This window comes from Pleurocapsa sp. FMAR1, assembly GCF_963665995.1.
Classification (GTDB): Bacteria; Cyanobacteriota; Cyanobacteriia; order Cyanobacteriales; family Xenococcaceae; genus Waterburya.
Genome location: NZ_OY762512.1, coordinates 851,241 through 871,228 on the forward strand (window position 1 = coordinate 851,241; position 19,988 = coordinate 871,228).

Annotated in this window: 18 protein-coding genes; 7 read left to right on the forward strand and 11 right to left on the reverse strand. The window is 37.3% G+C overall.

Annotated elements, in window-relative coordinates:
* Nucleotides 1-25: 25 nt before the first annotated feature.
* Nucleotides 26-712 carry a phosphatase PAP2 family protein gene (locus tag SLP02_RS04230; RefSeq protein WP_319419402.1) on the forward strand — a complete coding sequence of 229 codons (687 nt, stop codon included), beginning with the start codon at nt 26-28 and terminating at the stop codon, nt 710-712.
* Nucleotides 713-856: 144 nt separating this feature from the next.
* Here the strand turns inward: SLP02_RS04230 and SLP02_RS04235 are convergent, their stop codons facing one another.
* From SLP02_RS04235 to csaB, 4 genes are all read right to left on the reverse strand, one after another.
* Nucleotides 857-1,915, reverse strand: coding sequence for an anthranilate phosphoribosyltransferase family protein (locus SLP02_RS04235; protein WP_319419403.1), 1,059 nt, complete (start codon nt 1,913-1,915; stop codon nt 857-859).
* Nucleotides 1,916-1,997: 82 nt separating this feature from the next.
* Complete coding sequence (locus tag SLP02_RS04240; protein WP_319419404.1) at nt 1,998-2,960, reverse strand: LysR family transcriptional regulator; 963 nt, start codon at nt 2,958-2,960, stop codon at nt 1,998-2,000.
* A gap of 143 nt (nt 2,961-3,103) precedes the next feature.
* Nucleotides 3,104-4,108, reverse strand: coding sequence for a hypothetical protein (locus SLP02_RS04245; RefSeq protein ID WP_319419405.1), 1,005 nt, complete (start codon nt 4,106-4,108; stop codon nt 3,104-3,106).
* Between the two features lie 225 nt (nt 4,109-4,333).
* Entirely contained in the window at nt 4,334-5,386 is a 1,053-nt protein-coding gene (csaB, locus tag SLP02_RS04250; protein ID WP_319419406.1) for a polysaccharide pyruvyl transferase CsaB, read from the reverse strand.
* 139 nt (nt 5,387-5,525) lie between these two features.
* Between csaB and SLP02_RS04255 the strand changes: the two genes are divergently transcribed.
* Nucleotides 5,526-7,244: a dynamin family protein gene (locus SLP02_RS04255; RefSeq protein ID WP_319419407.1), complete on the forward strand. Its 1,719-nt coding sequence runs from the start codon at nt 5,526-5,528 to the stop codon at nt 7,242-7,244.
* A 169-nt stretch (nt 7,245-7,413) separates the two neighbouring features.
* On the opposite strand, the gene SLP02_RS04260 is transcribed toward SLP02_RS04255, so the two are convergent.
* The 4 genes from SLP02_RS04260 to SLP02_RS04275 all read right to left on the reverse strand — a co-directional run bounded on the left by SLP02_RS04260 (nt 7,414) and on the right by SLP02_RS04275 (nt 13,891).
* Nucleotides 7,414-8,298 carry an alpha/beta fold hydrolase gene (locus SLP02_RS04260; protein WP_319419408.1) on the reverse strand — a complete coding sequence of 295 codons (885 nt, stop codon included), beginning with the start codon at nt 8,296-8,298 and terminating at the stop codon, nt 7,414-7,416.
* Between the two features lie 144 nt (nt 8,299-8,442).
* A complete protein-coding gene (locus tag SLP02_RS04265; RefSeq protein WP_319419409.1) occupies nt 8,443-11,202 on the reverse strand; it encodes a type ISP restriction/modification enzyme in 2,760 nt (919 codons plus the stop codon).
* A gap of 404 nt (nt 11,203-11,606) precedes the next feature.
* Nucleotides 11,607-12,692, reverse strand: coding sequence for a Gfo/Idh/MocA family protein (locus SLP02_RS04270; RefSeq protein WP_319419410.1), 1,086 nt, complete (start codon nt 12,690-12,692; stop codon nt 11,607-11,609).
* A gap of 50 nt (nt 12,693-12,742) precedes the next feature.
* Nucleotides 12,743-13,891 carry a Gfo/Idh/MocA family protein gene (locus SLP02_RS04275; protein ID WP_319419411.1) on the reverse strand — a complete coding sequence of 383 codons (1,149 nt, stop codon included), beginning with the start codon at nt 13,889-13,891 and terminating at the stop codon, nt 12,743-12,745.
* Between the two features lie 281 nt (nt 13,892-14,172).
* On the opposite strand from SLP02_RS04275, the gene SLP02_RS04280 reads away from it, so the two are divergent.
* From SLP02_RS04280 to rlmN, 4 genes are all read left to right on the forward strand, one after another.
* Nucleotides 14,173-14,268: a cytochrome b6-f complex subunit PetL gene (locus tag SLP02_RS04280; RefSeq protein WP_319419412.1), complete on the forward strand. Its 96-nt coding sequence runs from the start codon at nt 14,173-14,175 to the stop codon at nt 14,266-14,268.
* Between the two features lie 290 nt (nt 14,269-14,558).
* Nucleotides 14,559-15,341, forward strand: coding sequence for a DUF1868 domain-containing protein (locus SLP02_RS04285; protein ID WP_319419413.1), 783 nt, complete (start codon nt 14,559-14,561; stop codon nt 15,339-15,341).
* 35 nt (nt 15,342-15,376) lie between these two features.
* Complete coding sequence (locus SLP02_RS04290; RefSeq protein WP_319419414.1) at nt 15,377-16,000, forward strand: cobalt-precorrin-8X methylmutase; 624 nt, start codon at nt 15,377-15,379, stop codon at nt 15,998-16,000.
* Between the two features lie 217 nt (nt 16,001-16,217).
* Entirely contained in the window at nt 16,218-17,261 is a 1,044-nt protein-coding gene (gene rlmN, locus SLP02_RS04295) for a 23S rRNA (adenine(2503)-C(2))-methyltransferase RlmN (protein ID WP_319419415.1), read from the forward strand.
* On the opposite strand, the gene SLP02_RS04300 is transcribed toward rlmN, so the two are convergent.
* Nucleotides 17,258-17,458: a hypothetical protein gene (locus SLP02_RS04300; protein WP_319419416.1), complete on the reverse strand. Its 201-nt coding sequence runs from the start codon at nt 17,456-17,458 to the stop codon at nt 17,258-17,260. The genes rlmN and SLP02_RS04300 overlap by 4 nt on opposite strands.
* Before the next feature lie 344 nt (nt 17,459-17,802).
* On the opposite strand from SLP02_RS04300, the gene menB reads away from it, so the two are divergent.
* Nucleotides 17,803-18,636 carry a 1,4-dihydroxy-2-naphthoyl-CoA synthase gene (gene menB / locus SLP02_RS04305; RefSeq protein ID WP_319419417.1) on the forward strand — a complete coding sequence of 278 codons (834 nt, stop codon included), beginning with the start codon at nt 17,803-17,805 and terminating at the stop codon, nt 18,634-18,636.
* 85 nt (nt 18,637-18,721) lie between these two features.
* Here the strand turns inward: menB and SLP02_RS04310 are convergent, their stop codons facing one another.
* Both SLP02_RS04310 and SLP02_RS04315 read right to left on the reverse strand, forming a co-directional pair.
* Nucleotides 18,722-19,021 carry a hypothetical protein gene (locus SLP02_RS04310; RefSeq protein ID WP_319419418.1) on the reverse strand — a complete coding sequence of 100 codons (300 nt, stop codon included), beginning with the start codon at nt 19,019-19,021 and terminating at the stop codon, nt 18,722-18,724.
* 290 nt (nt 19,022-19,311) lie between these two features.
* A complete protein-coding gene (locus tag SLP02_RS04315; RefSeq protein ID WP_319419419.1) occupies nt 19,312-19,914 on the reverse strand; it encodes a DUF721 domain-containing protein in 603 nt (200 codons plus the stop codon).
* Nucleotides 19,915-19,988 lie beyond the last annotated feature (74 nt).

Below are 19,988 nucleotides of genomic sequence, written 5' to 3' on the forward strand. Positions count from 1 at the left end.
TTGTGTAGAGTAGTTTACTTTCATTATGCAACCATGGTTACACAAGCTAGCTAGTTTTTGGCTTCAAAAAGTCAACCCTCAAATAGTTTCTTTAATTGCCACGATTGGCACGCTGGGACTGTTGATCTGCTTGGCAATTATTTATATATTAGCCAAACTGTCCGAAGATGTATTAGAACGAGAAGCTTTTGGTTTTGATAAAGCTATTCTGCTCTGGATACATCAATTTGCCAATCCAACATTAGATAGGATAATGCTAAACGTTACACGCTTGGGCAATCCAGGTACAGTGGTATTTATTGCCTTACTTACTTTGGGGATATTATGGTGGCGACGTTACCATCAAGAAGCTAAAATTTTCTTGCTCAACTGTTTGGGTGGTGCAGTTCTCAGTTACGGATTAAAGTTAGCTTTTAGCAGACCTCGCCCTCAACTTTGGAAGTTGCTAATATCCGAAACTTCTTATAGTTATCCCAGCGGTCATGCCTTGGGTTCGATTGTGCTGTATGGTTTTTTAGCTTATCTGCTAGGAATCCATTATCCGCGATATGTCAAAGTCTTCTACTGTATGGCTGCAATATTAATAGTCGCGATTGGTTTGAGTAGACTTTACTTAGGTGTACATTGGCCGACAGATGTGGTTGCTGGCTACAGCGTAGGATTTTTATGGATTACTTTCAACATTACAATGCTGAAATTACAAAAAGCTTAATAAGCATACATTATTTTGCCAGCACACTAAGTACACTACTTTAATACTTTCAAGCGATCGCTCTATCAAAAAGCACCTTGAGAATCCAAAAATAAAACCTGTACACTGAAAGCTTTTGAAATGATTGTGTCAAACAGCCAGCATTTAAATAAGTGTTGCAGTTTTTGCACCCATTTGTAGCTGAGTAAGTTTGGCTGCAACTTCTCCTGTAGACAATATTTTTTCGGCTAACTCAAAAGCAGATTCTAAACTAGAAGCTTGTTTAAAACGCCATAAATAAAAACCACCGTTGAGGATGGCAGCAGGAAATAGTTTACTGTTATCTCCTTGAATAACTGCTTTAATTAAAGCGATCGCCTGCTCTGTGGATTCTAAGGGAATATCAGAACCATTCAAGTCGTAGTCTTTTGGGTCAAGTAAAAGGCGTTCAAAGCTTTTTTCTGAGCTACTCATAGCAATAATTCCTGTACGACTACAAGCAAGATCGCAGCTACCTTCTAAACCCTTAACTAAAGTAAAGTCTTTAGTCTGACGAAGCTTAAAAGTTGAGCGAAAACGCTCTTCGGTTGGTGGATGGACAAACCCAGCTACCAAATGACAATCTCCCGTTACAGGACTCCAGACTAATTCCGCAGTGGCGAAAGGAGGACGCTTGCCGATTTGTTCACGAAAGGTCACAAAATCATGAGCAGCCTGGAAGTGTTGTGGCAGGTAAATAAAGCCCACGTTGCTTTGGTTATAGATCTTCTGAGCTTGAGCTAGGTTGAACTCAGAAAAATCTACTCCTAGCTGTTGCCAAATTTCGCTCAGGGGAATGCCATATTTGGTGGGCATACAGTCTCCTCCGTGCATGACGACAGGGATGTCCGCAGCAGCTAAAATTAAGGCGGTAATTGTGGTAACTGGCACAGTTCGCGATCGCCCATCATAAGGAGTGCCTAACACCACTGGCTTATAAGAGTGTTTTGGGTTGATTTCTATCTTTGAACTTAATGGATCGAAAGCGTCGAGGATTCCCGCTAATTCTTCTGGAGTTGGACGCTTGATTCGATGAGCAATCATAAAAGCTCCAATTTGCGCAGGAGTCGCTTCTTGCAACAACATCATCTTAGTAGCTTTTGCGGCTTCAGCACGAGTAAGATTTTTGCTCGTATGAGTACCGCTACCAACTCTTTTTAATAATTCTCGAAACTCATCGCTCATGATCTGTCTGGGTTCATTTTTAAATTGAGAATGATTTTGTTTTAAGCTCTAAGCTATAAGCTTTTTGACCCTGTTAGTTTAATTACTTACTGATTAGCTGCATAGTAGACTGGTTGGCAGATTTTGCCATATCTTTGACTAGTTGGTAAAAGTGAGCAATGGGAGGAATCATCAGGCGATCGCGAGTTGTCACCATCACTACCTGGCGGGTTAAAACTGCATCTATTTCTCCAGTGATGCTTGTGGCTATATCAGGTTGAGAAATAGGTCTGATGGCTAGGGTGGGGTCATTATAGGAATCGATCAGAGCTTTGTTGGGCAAAAGAGCAATCATTTCTCCCTGGCGAATTACTCCTCGAAAAGCATCAAGAGTATTTAACTCCATAGCAGTTTTAACTTGCACATTTTGCTCTTTAAACCAGTCTTGAACTAATCTTTGCATACCATAGCCATCTTTAAACACGATCTGGGGGTACTTAACTAATTCCAAAAGGGGAATAGTTGTTAGCTTGCTCAAAGGATGGTCGGCAGCCATCAAAACATCTATCTCTTCTTCGTAAAGTACAGTCAATTCAACTTCAGCAGAAGCAGTGAGAAAACGATTGTTCATCACAATTGCCAAATCAATCAAGCCATCCCGCAAAACCTTTAAAGCGCGATCGCTACCTAGAGCCGTAACTCTCAACTGGACTTCAGGGTAGTCTTGACAAAATTGTTGCAGAATTGGCGGTAAATAATGAGCGCAAACCGAATGAATAGCTGCAACACAGAGTTCAGGCTGCTTACCAGCAATTAAATCTGCACATTCATTAGTAGCTTTGCTCCATTCCTGGCAAATTTTTTGCGCCCTAGGCAACAACTTTTCCCCGCCTAAGGTTAACTTGGCTTGGGTGCTACGGTGAAATAAGGATAAACCCAAATCTTGTTCTAATGACTGTATTTGACGGCTAATAGTAGACTGGGTAATGCCACATCTTTTAGCTGCATGCCCAAAATTTCCTGTTTCTGTAATCGCAATAAATGCTTGCAACTGCTCAATTCGCATACTTATCTAAACGCAAGCAACCATACTTTACTGTTGACTTACCACTCTAAATGAAGATAGCTGATTTGCTCAGCAACTTTTCGTATAAAAGACGACATTAATTGATTACAGATTATATTGGGAATTTCTAAGCATGAACAGATTTATGTACGTCGAGGAAAAGTAGGTAAATCAACCGCTGCTAAAGACTGTGGTTTTTTGCTTAAAGAAGACTTAGCTGCTGTTTTGGGTTTAGCTACTTGCTGCGAGGTTGATGCTGACCAAGTTGCAATTTCTGCTGCCGTCTTAACGGTTTGATTAGCTATTACCGAAGGCTTAGTTTGAGGTAAAGAAAGTTTCGTTTCTGAGGTAGCGTAAGCTGTCCAAGGCTTGATGGATTTACGATGCAAATCAGTTTGATTAGAATCAACTACTGGATTTTGATCGACGCTCTGATTAGACTCAGCAACTTTTTCGGTATAGTGTTTTAGTTCGGCTTTATGCTGAATTGTATGACGCTGTTGCTGACTAAGTTTTGCCTTTAAATCTTTTATTTCTTCATCTTTAGCAGTTAATTCATAGGCTTGATTATTGCAGCTTTCCTGTAACAAAGTACATTCTCTTTCTAACTGAGCAGTTTGTTGTTGAAATAATTCATTTTGCTGAACTAAATTATCAATAACAGCTTTTTTCTTTTCTGTTGTTTGTAGAAATCCCGATAATTTCTGGGTAATTTGTTGATTTAAATCGGCTATCTTTACCTGATAGGTTTCAATTTCTTCCGCCTGTTGGGCTACAAGTAAATCGCTACTACGAGCTTTTTCAATCTGTTTACTAAACTTATTATTTATATCTGCTAATTCTTGTTCAAGTCGAAATACGTTTTTTAATAAATTACGAGAATATTCTCGTAATTTGTGAGCAACTTTTTGCCAGTTCATTTTTGTTTGCGAAGATTTCTGCTGCTCTACAGAGTTGCTCTTGAGTGGATAATGCTCGTCCTGGTTAAAATTACTATCAGATGAATTAGAATCATTTTCGATAGCTTGGCTACTGTCTATTTGCCTTACTTTATTGCGATCCTCTGCTGGATAATCATCTGTAAAGTAAATAAATTCAACATCAGATTCTGAGTTGACTGAAGCAGCATTATTGTTAACTTCGCTCATAATATTTATATCTAGGTTGGTCAAAATATTGCAGCCATAAAATCTAAATAACCTAAGCAATTACTCATAGATGAGTATGCCATAATTGTTGGCTAGACAATCATTGCTGTTTTGTTATTTTCTAAACTTTAGTATAAATGTCAATTAATGATGTTTATTGGTTTACTTAGCTTTAGATTTAGCTAAATATAGCTTAAACGTTGCGCTAAAAAATGCCAAGGTTCGTTAACTATTAGTAATCACTTGACTCAACAATTGCTGATGAATTAATGAGCGATCGATTATCGATTGAATTTGAACCCTATCTAAAGCTTCTCCATGATCATAGTGTTCTTGCCAAGTACGGCTAATTTCTTGAGGATCGTCAGGTAGATTAGTTAACTCATATCCTGGTAAATCGATCTCAGACATTAAGTAGCTGACTTTGGGATCATAGCTGAGGGCAAAACAGTTACAGCCTTCTGCTGCTGCCATGATTAAACTATGTAAGCGCATACCGATCGCCATTTTTACTTGCTTAAATAATCCTTTTAATTCTTGAGGATCGGCAATTGACATTACTGTATAATTTTGCTCTAGCTGTGTTGCAATTTTATCGGCGATCGCCCGATCTTGAACAGGCTGGAAGGGAATTAGTAATATAAAGCTATTAGTTTGCTTCTGAAAGTCTCCCAAAGCCTCGATTAAAGTTTGTAAACGGTTGGCTGTCAGTAGAGGATGCGATCGCAAAACAACTGCTACTTTTGGCTGGGATACATCTTTTAAACTGGTTACTGGCTTACTTTGCAATGCCCATACAGGATCGGGGGCGATTACAGAATTTATTTGCCAACTGCTGAGTAATTTTGCAGAAGCTGTATCCCGAACGCTAATCGCATCACAGCCCAATAATGTTTGTTTTGTCAGCCAGCGAGTCAAGGACTTATTTAATGGCCCAATTCCTTGCGCCCAGGCGATCGTTTTTAAGCCTTTTTGTTGAGCTAGAGCCATTAAGCCTGCATAATATATGGGGCTAGCAATACTAGTAGAGTCCTGCATCAGACTGCCACCACCCCAAATAAAGATATCAGATTGTTTTAGAATATTAAGAATCGCCAAGGTTGACTTACGACGATAGCTAAGAACTCCGTATTGTTTTTTGGTTGCCTGGGGATTTCCTGATAAGACAATAGGCTCAACTGATTTGGGCAGCATTTGTAACAAAGACATTAGTAATGCTTCGTCTCCCGCATTACCCATGCCATAATATCCACACAATACTGCTCTAGTCTGATTCATTATTTTTAGCTAATGTTACTGTTTTAGATATAGTTGATTTTGACATAGCTAATTTTAAATGTACTGAATTGAAAATGTTCAGTTTTAGTAGATTATAAAAGATTAATACTTATTATTTATTACTTATTACTTCTGCAAAATGGACGATCTTATTGTTAATCAGGAATTGGCTCAATATCAATCAGGCTTAGATAGTTTATTAAGTCAGCTACAGGTTTTTGCCACAGATATAAATAATCAGCGATTACAAATAACGGTTCGTAATCTACAGGCAAACATCAACGAGCCATTTTTGTTTGTGGTGGTGGGAGAAGTTAAGGCGGGAAAAAGCAGTTTTATTAACGCCTTACTTCAGTCAGATATCTGTAAAACCGCAGCCGATCCCTGTACGGATATTATTCAGCAGATTATCTATAGTGAAAAGAGGTTTGAGCAGCCGATTAATCAATATCTACGTAAAATTGGCTTACCTAACGAAATTCTAAAAACCTTATCTGTTGTAGATACTCCTGGGACAAATACTGTTGTTGATAATCATCAGGAGATTACTCAGGAATTTATTCCTAATAGCGATCTAATCTTTTTTGTTTTCTTTGCCAAAAATCCTTATACTCGCAGCGCGTGGGAATTGTTAGATTATGTTAATACCGAGTGGCGCAAAAAAGTCGTGTTTGTACTGCAACAGGCGGATTTAGCTAAACCCGAAGAATTAGCCAAGAACAAAGAAAAGCTGACAGAGTTGGCATTGCAAAAGGGTATTAGATACCCGATGGTCTTTGCTACTTCAGTCGAGTTGGAAGTAAATGGAGATCAGCAGCATAGTGGCTTTACAGAAGTAAGAAACTATATTCAGCAGACGCTTCAAGATGGCGGGACTAAAAGGCTTAAGCTACAGGGAGTAGCAAAAACTAGCGATAAAATTATTGATTTACTAGGAAAAGACTTGTTAGCGATTGAGCAGCAATTAGTTAAAGATCGACTAGTAGTCGGCAAAATCAAAGCCAAATTACAGCAAAATAAAAGACAGTCAGGTTTTGAACTGGAATCTTTAATCAATCGTCTACTGACTAAATACGATTCAATCACCGCCAAAGTAAAAGCAGACTTCCGTGAAAAACTATCTCTATTAACGATGGTTAAAGGTTCTTTTGCTGTTTTGTTTCGGACTAAAAAATCTGCGCCAAGCTGGATGGATGAATTAAAACAAAGCTGCGAAAACGAGCTAAAAGTTTCTTTAGGAGAAATATCCCAAGATGGCATCAAGCATTTTGTCGGCGGAATCAAAAGACTTTTGCAAAGCCTAGTCAATGATTTACATGATATAAAAGTCAATCAGATTAGCACCAATACGATTAATGTTAGTACTCTTGAAAGTCGTCAAGAGATTGTTGAGGAAGTACAGCAAAAAGTAGCTACCTTACTTAATGACAAAACCTTTCTTTATTCAATCGAATCACTTAATGCTTGTGTTGCTCCTAGGCTTGTGGGTGCTGGTGCAGCTACGGTTGCGGGTACGGCGATCGCAGCTTTAACCGAGATTGTATTATTAGATATCATTGGCACGGCTTTTGCAGGGGTGGGTATTCTCTTTGCTGGCGGAACATTGGTGTTCAAAAAACGCAAAATGATTCGTCGATTTGAAGACCAACTCGATCGGGAAAAGGCTCGTTTTAAAAGGGAATTATCGGCTAAATTGAATTCTAAATTGGATATTATTTATGAAGAAATTGAGCGTAATTTTGCCAACATTTATGATTATGTGGAAAATGAAGAACAAAAGATATCGCCTTTAATTAATCGGTTTGAACAAATTGAACTAAAACAAAAGCAATTGGCGGATAACAAAGCTATCAAATAAGCGTTGTCTTTTTGCAGTCTGATTTTAGGTTATCTGCTGGGCAACCCCGTTATACTAAATCTTGTTCGTATAGGTAAGTTATTTATTTTAGAGGTCAGGGGTCAGAGGTCAGAGGTCAGAGGTCAGAGGTCAGAAAGTTGATAACTACCTTTGTCAATCGGATTTAGCATTATCTGGCTAGCTTCAAGATTTCCTCAGCCGTAATTTGGGGCTGTTCTAAATGGGGAACATGACCACAATTATCAATCCAGATAAGCTGGCTGTCAGGAATAGCCTGGGCAAACTTAGCAGCGTCTTTTGTACCCAAGATTTTGTCTTGCTTACCCCATAAAATCAAAGTTGGCTGCTGTATCTGGGATATTCGAGTTGCAAATGAACCATAGCCACCGTTTTTAGTAAAGGCAATTAAAGACTTATTCCAGTTAGCGCATTTTAAATGAAGTGCAGCACACGCTTGAGCATCTAAACTGGCAAAGTTTTTATCAAAATAAGCTGCACGACTAATGCTTTGACGAATTTTGGGATTACGCAGAAACTCGGTGGCAAAATAATCTAGAGGAGAAAACATAAACTTGCCCATAGCTGGCTGCTTGGCTAAACCTGCACTGTCTATCAAGACCAGTTTTTTTACCGCTTCAGGATAGGTCAGGGTAAAATCTATTGCTGCTGCACCACCCATAGATGCACCTACCAAGATAACAGGCTGCTTGATAAAAGTCTGCCAGAAGTGATATAAATGGATTTTAATGTTTTGGGGATTGAGGGGAATATCTAAATTTCGTTGGGTAAAGCCAAATCCTAATAAATCTACCGCCCAAGTTGACTGTTGTTTTGCTAGCAAAGGTAGTAAGCGGCGAAACTCGAATAAAGAGCTATCAAAGCCGTGGATTAATAATATTGGTGTGCCACCCTGTCCTAGATTTGTATACGTAGTTGCAATACTATCTTTGGATAAAGGTGTGGAGATAGAGTCTTGTTGAATCTGTTTTGCCAAAGCGATCGAGGTTGATTCAGTTAAACTACTAGCGTTAGAAGGTAACCAACTGGGAAACATGAACAAGAGATAATTGAATGGTAAATGCAATGCTCTACTCTAATTATCGCAGTACGTTGACTGGTTAGGACAGAAAAATGAACTGCTCGTAAGCAACGGCGGCGAACTCCAGTTCGCGTAGCAAGTGTCCCAATATAAGTATAGTCATTCTAAATAATTTGCGTATGATTTAAGGATGTCATCCAAAGAAGTACCAGGAGCGGAATAAATACGTCTTTTTTTGAGGATGGCAAAGTCTTGTTCGATACGATTAAAATCGGCTGAATAGGGCGGTAAAAACAAAACTTTATGACCCGCTTGTTCGGCAATACGAAATACATCATTTTGCCGATGAAATGCTGCATTATCAAGAATAAGAGTAGAGTTCGGATTCAATTCGGGAATGAGATGCTCTTCAAGCCACTGATTAAACCATAAAGCGTTAGTACTTCCTTTAAAAAGAACTGGTGCTTGTTGTAATCCCCAGTCAGTGATGTTTTCAATGCGATTTCCTAAGTCATCGTAGCTGTAAAGAGGAAGGCATTGAGTTTTTTCAAGAGTGTCTAAGCCAATTAGTAGATTTGATACTAGGCAATGAAAAGGTTTATTAGAGTTTATACCTGAAAACGCAATAACCAAATTGTTCTTTCTAAGATTTTTTGAAAACATTTCGTAATGGTTATTTGTAAGTCTGTGATTAAATAACTTTTCAGTATAGTGATTTAATTTCACATAAGGTCTATAAAGCGATTTTAAGATTAAATCGTTATTGCAATCAGCTTTTATTCCTTTCTTAAAATAAGATTCTAAAGAAGAACTCCACTTTATTGAATAATCTTTTTTCTTATCTTTTACAGAAGAATTATAAATTTTGGTAAAATATGAAATTTTGTCTAATAAAAATAGCCTATCAAAATCATATATCCATTCATCTCTATTTGTAGTTACACCTAATGAGTACAACTTTAATATTGATTTCTCAGATTTACCAGCTTTAACATCTTTATCAATCAACGGTAACAGTTCATCAAAATCATTATCAGTTTGATTAATCCAATTATTTTGTTTATCGGGTATCGTATGAATAAAATCTACATCAGTAAATTTAGTGGTAGACAGAAACTCTAATTTATCCCTTGCAACTTCCAATTCTGGACGACGAGAATAAAATATTTTACAAGGCGAAGTATTTTTATTTTCTTTCTTGACCATAAAGAAAATAGCGACACCTGTTTGAATACCAAAAACATTATGAGTAGTCCCTGATAATTTAGGATTAGCTCGTACATCTCCACCTAAATCTAGTATATAAAGATCGCTAAATTCATCTGCAACAACTTTTCTGAATCCGTCGTAAATTCTTTTATCTATATACGATCTATTGACAATATAAGCTACAATTCCATCATTATTAAGCCTATCTAAAGCCCAACGAAGAAATCGAGTACAAGGATCGTAAACGCTATTCTGATTCTGTGCTGTACCGTGTTTAATATACGTCTCTTTTATTCTTTTATCTATGCCGTCTTTATAGCTACGATTGGCATTATCATCATTAAAATTTTCCTGTTTTGCATTATATGGTGGATTGCCAAGTACTACCGATATATAATTCTTATTTTGTCTGTCAATTCTTTCGGTATTTTCAACACTTAAATGAAATAAATTACCCTGCTTACCTTCAAAGTAAGTATGCTCAAGAGTATCAACTAAACATATATTATTAAACTCTTCATACTCACCCATTTTTTGCTTATAAGTATATTCAATATTAAGGTTGGCAATATAGTAAGGAAGAATTGAAATTTCATTACAGTTAATTTCATTTTGATATTTATGCTTGAGTTTGTGTTTAGGAATATGCTCAATTAGTTCAGTAATGAAAGTGCCTGTACCGACTGCTGGTTCAATTATATGAACGTCTTTATCTTCAAGTAATTTTCCAAAGTGTTTATGAGTTAAATAATCAACACTATTTACCATAAAGCGAACAATTTCATTAGGAGTATAAACTATTCCTAATCTATCCGCAGCCTTTGGATTATAAGCCTGATAAAAATTCTCGTATATAGCTTTTAAAAATTTTTGCTTTTCGTGATGGTTAGCAATATTTGCTGCGGTGCGTTTAATTACTTCGTAGTAGCTATTTATTTTAGAAAACGTATTTCTTTTAACATTGCCAGTGAAAAAAGTATTAACTACTAAATGCAATTCTCTGGCTATATTATTCTCTCTATGAAATTGCGTCTCATTAAAAATGCTAATAAAAATATCTTCAGTCAGAATATGCTGAATAATCATTTCTCTTATATCGAGTAAACCGATCTCAGGATTAATCGACTGTCGGCAAATAGCTAAAAATTTATCTCTAGCATCGCTAAATTGCTGATTTGTTTCTGTTTGTATATCAATTAAATTTCGTAACGCAACTAAAATTTTGGGTATATCTTCCCGAAATGATGCGATCGCCTGACGGAAATTAGTTACTTCTGGGGGAACATAGTTGACAAATTCACCGATTAAACCATCTAAACCAGACGTATCTTTCATGTCAATACGACCTGTTTCAGATCCATGCTGAATTAAAACGGCAGTTAGAGAATCTTCAAACAGAATATTTTTGTCGGGATATCCTTTGGCAAATTTCTTTTCTATTTCTCGGTCTAAATTGTCATATTTATCTTTCGCTTCCCAATAACCATAATCAAGTCTGATAGCGTCTTTAACTGTGCCATCAGGTCGTATTGTTGTTCCTGTTTTGGTTTTATAATCTAGTTCGGGAATTAATAGATAGTCTTTAGGTTTACAATACCCGTTGAGCAAATTTTGAAAAGCCGATCTAGTTGCAGTTTCTTTGCTTTTTCCACCGTACTGAATTAGTTTTTCTACTTCTTGATGATATTGCGAAACTAAAAGCTTAGACATAATTATCAAAGAAAGAATATAAAACAGTTTTTATAAACTTATTCTTCCCTTAACAATTGTCTTTACTGCCCAGCAATTATCCGTAAATGGATGAAGTTTAGGTGAAGATTTACAGATTCAGTTAAATAGTATCAGATTATCAATGATTTTTTATTCAACTCCAGATGTAGCGTAAATAATTAAAACGAATACTTTTGCAAATGTTCTCAGTTAATAAAGACGTTAAATCTACCTATATAAATATCAGTAAGCTGATGCTCATAAGATAAAAAATGCAGTATTATAACTTACGTTTTTTTATTTAAAATACGCTTTGCTCGGTATAATTATTGATTAAAATAGATTGATAATTTGCTTTGTGTTGATTAAGTAACTGTATTTTTCAAGCTCAATGGCATTGCTCACTACCACTGGCTACGAATGCGATCGACTGCTTCCATAATTTTGAGAGTTTCATTTAAAGGCATGACTTCACTTTCTAATTGCCCATTTTTAAGGCAGTTCATAACTTCTAATGCTTCATAGTTATAACCATTGCCTGTTATGAGTTCGACTGTTGTTTGGTCAGACACAAGCAGGCTGGAAATAAACATATACCCGCGCTTAATTAGTCTGTTTTGTTTGGCAGCGGCAACCAACCTCTGTTTAAAATTGGGAGGTATCAAAGGAGAAGGATAAGATTGAGTCAATTGCGAAAACTTGCTGACAGATATTTTTTCAGGTTTAATAAAGAGTTCGTGAATAATAATTTTGCCCTTAGTACCCATAATTACTGCTTGGTTAGAACTATAGGTACAAAGGGATTGAGATAAGGTAGCTAGTTTTCCTTGAGGATAATTTAATAAAATTGTAGACTGTTCATCTACACCAGAAGGAGCGATCGCCCCCTGAGCGACTATCTGTGAAGGCTCTCCAAAAAGATAATAAGCCAAAGACAGTCCATAAACACCGCGATCTAATAATGCTCCACCTCCAAATTCTGGTTTAAAAAAGCGACTATCAGGATCGTAAGCAAAAGGATAGCCAAAATCAGCACTCAGCATTTTAAGATCGCCTATTTCACCTGATTCAATTTTTCTTTTTACTGCTTGAATCAAAGGCATAAAACGCATCCACATTGCTTCCATGCAAAACAGCTTTTGGCTGCGCGCTACTTGAATTATCTCTTGAGTCTCTTGGGCATTAAGAGCAAAAGGCTTTTCACAGAGAACGGGCTTGCCAGCTTTTAAAGCTAAAATACACAAATCCTTATGGGTATGATTTGGGGTAGCAACATAAACAACATCAAGATCGGGGTCATTGACTAATTGTTCATAGCTTTCATAAGCTCGTGGTATACCTAATATTTGTGCAAAAGCTTGAGCTTTAGCCTGTTTTCTAGAAGCTACACCTAATAATTGTGCATTTGGGACAGATCTTAACCCTTTGGCAAATTCTCCTGCTATAAAACCTGTACCTAATATTCCCCAGCGTATAAATTGTGATGACATTACTCAGATTTAAATTGCTTTGTTCAATGCTTTATTTAAAAACTGTTGCTTTATTTAGCCCAAGGCATGGGTTTAATAGGTTCAAAAGAAGACTTGATTTTGTAAGTGCCATTGGTTTGTCTAGCATCATGTATTGCTAAAGCTAACTCGTTAACATGAAGAGAATATCGAGCCGAAAGGCGACAAGGACGATTCTCTCTAATTGCATTGGCTATTTCAGCAATGCCTCTAGCAAAATCCATTTGAAAAGCACCGCGATAGTTGAATTTTTTGGATTTGTGACTATTTTTAAGCTTGTATTTCTGCTTAATAGGACTTATAAATCTCTTGCGTCGCAGATTAAACATTCGCCTGATATACACAGGAGAATTATAAAACCAACAGTCTTTAATGCTGATTATTCCCTCCTCTCCAAAAATTCGCAAACTATGGTCGTGAGGGGCAATAATACTACAGGTCAACCTAACCACTACTCCTGAAGCAAATTTGATGCAGGCTACAGAAAAATCGGGGGAGTCTATCTCCAAGGATACATCTGTTCTCTTGTCCTTAATTTGAGTAGAACCAAAGGCAGTAACGCTTTCTGCTCGTCCAAAAAAGGCAGGAAACCAAGAAAGATAGTAACCAACGTGTTCTAAAGTGCAGCCTACTTCAAATTCGTCTATGTATGGCCAAGGAATACCCGACTCACTAACCCAAGATTTGTAGGGCATCTTGTGAATTAATCCATCATCCATCTCAGCATAAACTAAGAAAACTTCCCCTACTACTTCTTCTCGTAGTGCCTTCCACATTGTTTGTGCGGTTTCGCTTAAAAGATTGCACGGGGCTGAGGCTAAATATAGTCCTTGTCGTTCGGCGAAATCAACCAATTCTTCTGCTTGCTCCATTTCCATTGCCAAAGGTTTTTCTGAGTAAACGTGCTTATTCGCCTTCAGACAAGCAAGGGTTATTTCATAGTGACTTTTGGGGTTTGTTAAATTGACAACCAGCGTTACATCTTGGTCTTCAAGCAATTCTTCTAATGAGGCGTAAACCCGAAGGCGATGGTATTGAGCAAAATGTTCCGCTTTGGTTTGCTTCCAATCATATACTCCTGCTATTCTCAATTCTGAATAGTTTTGCAAGGTTTTTAGGTAATAATCAGCTACAAAACCGCATCCAACAATGGCAATATTAATGGTATTAGTATCAGGCATTTTTGAGTTAGTTTCAAATTCTCAGCCTGATTTTAGCTTACAATTGAGAAATTTAGTTCATAATTATATAAAATGATGTTAATCTCTTTAAAATGCTCTTTCAATGCTGATTTTTAGAAATTACATTACCAAATTTAGGCGTATCAATCTTTGCTCAATTTTTAGTAATGTATGATTTCTTTCAAATTGGCACAAAATAGACTTAACTCATAAGAGCCTTAGACAATCAGGTAAAATAATCAGTAGTTATAAATTTTAAAAAATCTTAAAGGAGATATTCAATGGGTGGCGTAATTGCTTTTGTATTAATTATTGGCTTGTATACAGGAATTGCTTTAGGTCTATACTTTGGTTTGCGCAAATTTAAAATTATTTAATCTACTCATCAACTGACACATTCAAAGCATCGCCAACCATGACGATGCTTTGAAATTTAGCTCGAATTCTTTAATTATGACAATGTTGACCATACAGCTAGTTATTTTGCTAGCCGATAGGCTAAATTTAACCAAGTCAACCGTTTTCCGCCTTCGGTGGTTACAATTGCACATGGTTTTGTGATCTCATTCTGCTATTTAAACGGCACAATAAATATATATGAGACTTAATGGTAATAACAGCAATGCTAGTTATTTAACCAAAATAATTGAATCAGAGGTAAGTTAGATTGGACGAATCATATCAAGACTATATCAACCGAGTTGCTAGGTTAACCTTACCCAGCGCTTGTTCGATGCAATTACAAACTGTTCAACACTCTCCCAAGTATATCGACGGCAAGCCAGTATCATTTCCTGGGTACAGTGTAATTACTCCTCCTGCGAAAGAAGATACAGCCAACGAAGGTTTTTATAAGCAGGTAAAAAACCTACAGCAGCAATTATCTCAGCAACTAGAGCCTGGCTTTTTTATTCCTTTGCCGTCAACAAGTTTCCATTTTACTTTGGCAGACTTAGTTTGGGATGATAATTATCGGCAAATAGCAGCAGCAAATCCTAGTTTCGATCAAGAGTTACGCAATCAAGTAGCTGTTAGTTTTGAGCAGTATAAAGATTCTATATCGGCTAATCAATCTCTTTCCTGGCAATTATGGGGAATTATCACCAGACCTAGAGCAATTATGGCTTGTTTAGTCCCTAAAGACCAAGAAAGCTATCAGTTGGTAGTTAAATTGCGACGCTCTCTTTATCAGAATTCAGGATTGATTGGTTTGGGAATTGAACAGCAGTATGACTTAACGGCTCATATTACTTTAGGATATTTTGGTGATATACCTTCTAGTTTAAACCGCGATCGCCTTTGTATTGTTCTATCGCAAATTAACGATTATTTAGTGGAAAGTGAACTACCCGAATTTGTGATTGAACAGGCACAGCTAAGGAAGTTTGAAGACATGGTTCATTATCATCGTGAACCTGATTGGGCTGCCGTTCAATTCAATGAACAATAACTGTATTAAACAATATTTACAATAGTTGAGCAGTATTGAGTTTTAAAATTAAAGAGTTAAATCATCCAATTGTTGAACAAAGTTTTGCCATCATCGACCAGGAGGTAGGAGAGCATAATCTTAGTCTAGAAGAATATGCGATCGCTCGTCGGGTAATTCATGCTACTGCGGACTTTGAATATTTGAACCTGTTGCAGTTTAGTCCCAAGGCGATCGCTTCTGGGATTTCTGCACTCAAAGAAGGTGCGCCAATTGTGACAGATGTAACGATGGTGCAGCGGGGAATTACTAGTTTAGTGGCAAAAACTTTTAAAAACCCAGTTATTGCTGCTATTGAACAGGTGCAGATAGCCGAATCAGGAAAAACTCGCACCGAAACAGGCTTGCTTAAATGTTGGTCAAAGTATCCCCAGGCTGTGTATGTTATTGGCAACGCGCCCACCGCCCTGCTTGCTCTTTGTCAGCAGATTGCTAATTCTGCCTCAAAAACCATACCAGCATTAATTATCGGTGTTCCTGTAGGTTTTGTCTCGGTAATTGAATCTAAACAAGCCCTAACAGAGATAAACGTACCGCAAATTTTAATAAAAGGTAGAAAAGGAGGCTCTCCCGCAGCGGCTTCTATTTTAAATGCGTTATTGATTTTAGCATCTGAGTAAAAGAGTAGGCTTTAGCGATCGCCCTAAACGATCTAATTTCTAAATCACAATCAGGTCATTTGGACGAGCATTCTTTAACATTTCATCTAGATTAGGACGACTCGGTAAAGCTAAACTAAAAATATCGGCAAAAAATATTGCGCATCCATGCGAATGCAGAAAATCAACTTGTAAATTTAATCATCCCCTTTCTACTCAGGCACTTAGTAAAGACATAATGACACTTCAAACAATAAAAAAATCAGACAATTCTAAAGTTCTCTTGGGCAAATCTTTGGCTGAGTTAACCGCTTGGGTAGAAGAACATGGGCAACCTGCCTATAGGGGAAAGCAACTATACCAATGGTTATACCAAAAAGGAGCGCGATCGCTTTTGGATATTTCTGTATTCCCTAAAAAATGGCGCGAAGAGATGGCTGATTATCCTTTGGGACGCTCTACAATTCATTATCGTAGCGTTGCTGCCGATGCTACCCGTAAATATCTGCTGCGTCTTGGAGATGGGTTGATTATTGAAGCAGTTGGCATTCCCACCTCTAAACGTTTGACTGTGTGTGTTTCTTCTCAGGTTGGCTGTCCGATGGACTGCGATTTTTGCGCCACAGGTAAAGGCGGTTTTACTCGCAATCTCAAGGCTTATGAAATCGTCGATCAGGTGCTGACGGTGCAAGAAGATTTCCAACAGAGAGTAAGTAACGTGGTGTTTATGGGTATGGGAGAACCTATGGCAAATATTGATGAGGTTGTAGCTGCGGTTAAATCTCTCAATCAAGATGTCGGAATTGGAGCGCGATCGCTTACTGTCTCTACAGTGGGTATTCCTGGTAAAATCCAACAGTTAGCTCAACATCAACTACAGATTGTACTAGCGGTCAGTCTTCATGCCTCTAATCAAGCTTTGCGAGAACAATTAATCCCTAGTGCTAAGAAATACACTTTAGATAATCTATTGGATGAATGTCGCGATTATGTTCAGGTTACGGGGAGAAGAGTAACCTTTGAATATGTTCTACTGGCAGGAGTTAATGACCTATCAGAAAATGCCAGGGAATTGGTTCAGTGTCTTAAAGGCTTCCAAGCCCACGTCAACCTTATTCCTTATAATCCCATTTCTGAAGTTGATTATCAAAGACCAGATAAACGCCGCATTCAAGCATTTACTGATATTCTAGAAGAGGCAAATATAGCCGTTAGCGTTCGCTATTCTCGTGGCTTGGAAGCAGATGCAGCCTGCGGACAGCTAAGAGCCTCAAAAATTTAGGCTGAAACAGAAAAAGAAGAATTGACGCGGTGACATTCGACACCTGGAGCGTAAGCTTCAATCACTTTGCCAGTTTTAGCGCATTGAACTAGCAGATAGTCACAGCTACGACACGAAATGCGCTTAATCGAATCATTGATAGTTTTTACAGCGCGATCGCCACAGTTAGAGCAAGGAATTATTTGTGTCTTAGTCATTTTTACTTCCCAGAACCTTGAGACTTAAATGATCGAGTCTGAAATTCTGTTTGCAGGTAAAGTTTTAATTTTAGTTTACATAAATAAGTGTAATTACCTTTTAAGTATTACTCTTCAGTCTTTAGATATATTTTATATCTTTCTATATTGATCCCTGATGACCATAAGTCTAATTCAATCTATATGTTCTGTCTCGAAGGTATTTTTAGCTTATTTTCAAATATTAATTATAAAAACACAATTTATCTTTATCTCTTTCTAAGCTTTTATTTTTTCTGCGTCATTATGCTAAATAATGATTTAATTTTAGAAAACAATTATTTTGCTTTATATGGCAATAATCTATGCAAGTTGAATGGCAGACAGTTAAAAGTTACGAAGATATTTTTTATCAAAAATGGAATGGTATTGCCAAAATCACCATTAATCGTCCTCACAAGCGCAATGCGTTTCGACCCAAAACTATATTTGAAATGTATGATGCTTTTATCGACGCTCGCGAAGACAATACTGTAGGGGTAGTCTTGCTTACAGGTGCAGGACCTCATACAGACGGTAAATATGCTTTTTGTGCTGGTGGCGATCAAAGCATTAGAGGAAAAGCAGGATATATAGATGAACAAGGCACACCAAGATTAAATGTCTTAGACTTACAGCGTTTGATTCGCTCATTGCCAAAAGTAACCATCGCTTTAGTAGCTGGTTATGCGATCGGTGGAGGTCATGTACTTCATGTTTTATGCGACTTGACTATTGCAGCAGATAACGCCATTTTTGGACAAACAGGACCAAAAGTAGGTAGTTTTGACGGTGGATTTGGCTCTAGCTATTTAGCAAGAATTGTCGGTCAAAAAAAAGCTAGAGAAATTTGGTTTTTATGTCGCCAATATAACGCTACAGAAGCTAGGGAAATGGGCTTAGTTAACTGCGTTGTACCGATAGATCGCCTAGAAGCCGAGGGGATTAAGTGGTCACAAGAGATTCTATCCAAAAGCCCCATTGCCATTCGCTGTCTAAAAGCTGCCTTTAATGCTGACTGTGATGGACAAGCAGGTTTACAAGAATTGGCTGGCAACGCTACTATGCTCTACTATATGACAGAAGAAGGAGCAGAAGGAAAACAAGCCTTCTTAGAAAAGCGATCGCCAAATTTTCAACAGTATCCTTGGCTACCTTGAAAAACAAAAGTGCGTCCCCATAATCTTAGGACGCACTTTTTTGGTAGGCAAAAAAACATAAATATACCAAATTGCCAAGTTTTAATTAACTCAAAGCTTCATCTTTATTTTTTACAAATTGTGTCCTGCGCGTAGCTACGATCTCGATTTCGGATACTTTTGAGGTCAATTGACTGGTTGATATCGGTTCTACAGAACTTGAATAGTGAAAAATATCTTCTAATTTTTTTAAAGTTGTTTTAAAAGGATGAGAAGCAAGTGTACAAGCTTTCCAACTGCCTTGAACAGGTACTCCTAACCTTTGGCAAGAACCACCTCTACGCCCCTCTGGCTTATATGAATGACAGAAGCGACAGGCTGAAGTTGAAAAATTTATTTCTTCCATTTAGGTTATGTAGGACTTCGGTTTAATTCCATCTCCGTTACTTCTATTTTGTGCTTACTTCATAAACCGCTAAATTCAATTGCAGCCATTATCTATTAAGGCTTAGAGTGATCCCCAAGCATTATTAAGCCTTAACAATCTCTTTATAATTGAGTAACGAATGGAAACAATAACTTTATAAAACGGTATCAAAAATAGATTTATTCTCAGTAATTTACCTAAAATTACTGAAAAACCTACAGGGATCGTGAATAAGAAGCAGATAAACCTTTATAGTTTTTTCATTAAAACTAGGAAGAAGTTGAGGGAATATATTCTGAACACCATTTTTGAGCAATGCAGTGATAACATGAATTCCACCGTTCAATCTCCTCTATTGGTGTAGAAGCATTACATTGAGGACAACAAGAAAAAGATGATGATTTCTTTTTGATAGTTTCTAACCAGCGTCTAGCTGCAAGTTTTGCATCTGTAGAAGAATATATACGATCTTCCTTACTCTTGAAATTTGAGGCTTTATATTCAACAGAATGATGTTTGAATTTCGGCTGCTCACTAATACTAAATAAGTTGGTATTAATAGTATTTTGAACAGTTGCTTGATGCCATTGGGAAGATGAAAAGCGGACATCTTTAAGTACAAAAGGCAGTTGATTGTTAAGCTTTTTGAGTAGAGTGTAACGTTGAAAAGAAAGCTCTTGCGCTCTTGCTGCACTCGATGTTGCCACCCAAAGCACTTGCCTACTAATGTAAAGAGGGCGGGTATGTTGAGCCGTATTTTGACTGACGGTATCGTGCCAGCATTTTAAGAGTTGACGATGTTCACGAAGTTTCTCCCAACCTGGCTGTTGCTCAAGTTGAGCTAGTATTTGTTCTACTGAATCAAAAAACAAAAAATCTAGGGATCTTTAGATCATAAATTTACCATTATTATCAGCATAACCTTTAAATTTGCCTAAACTAACTT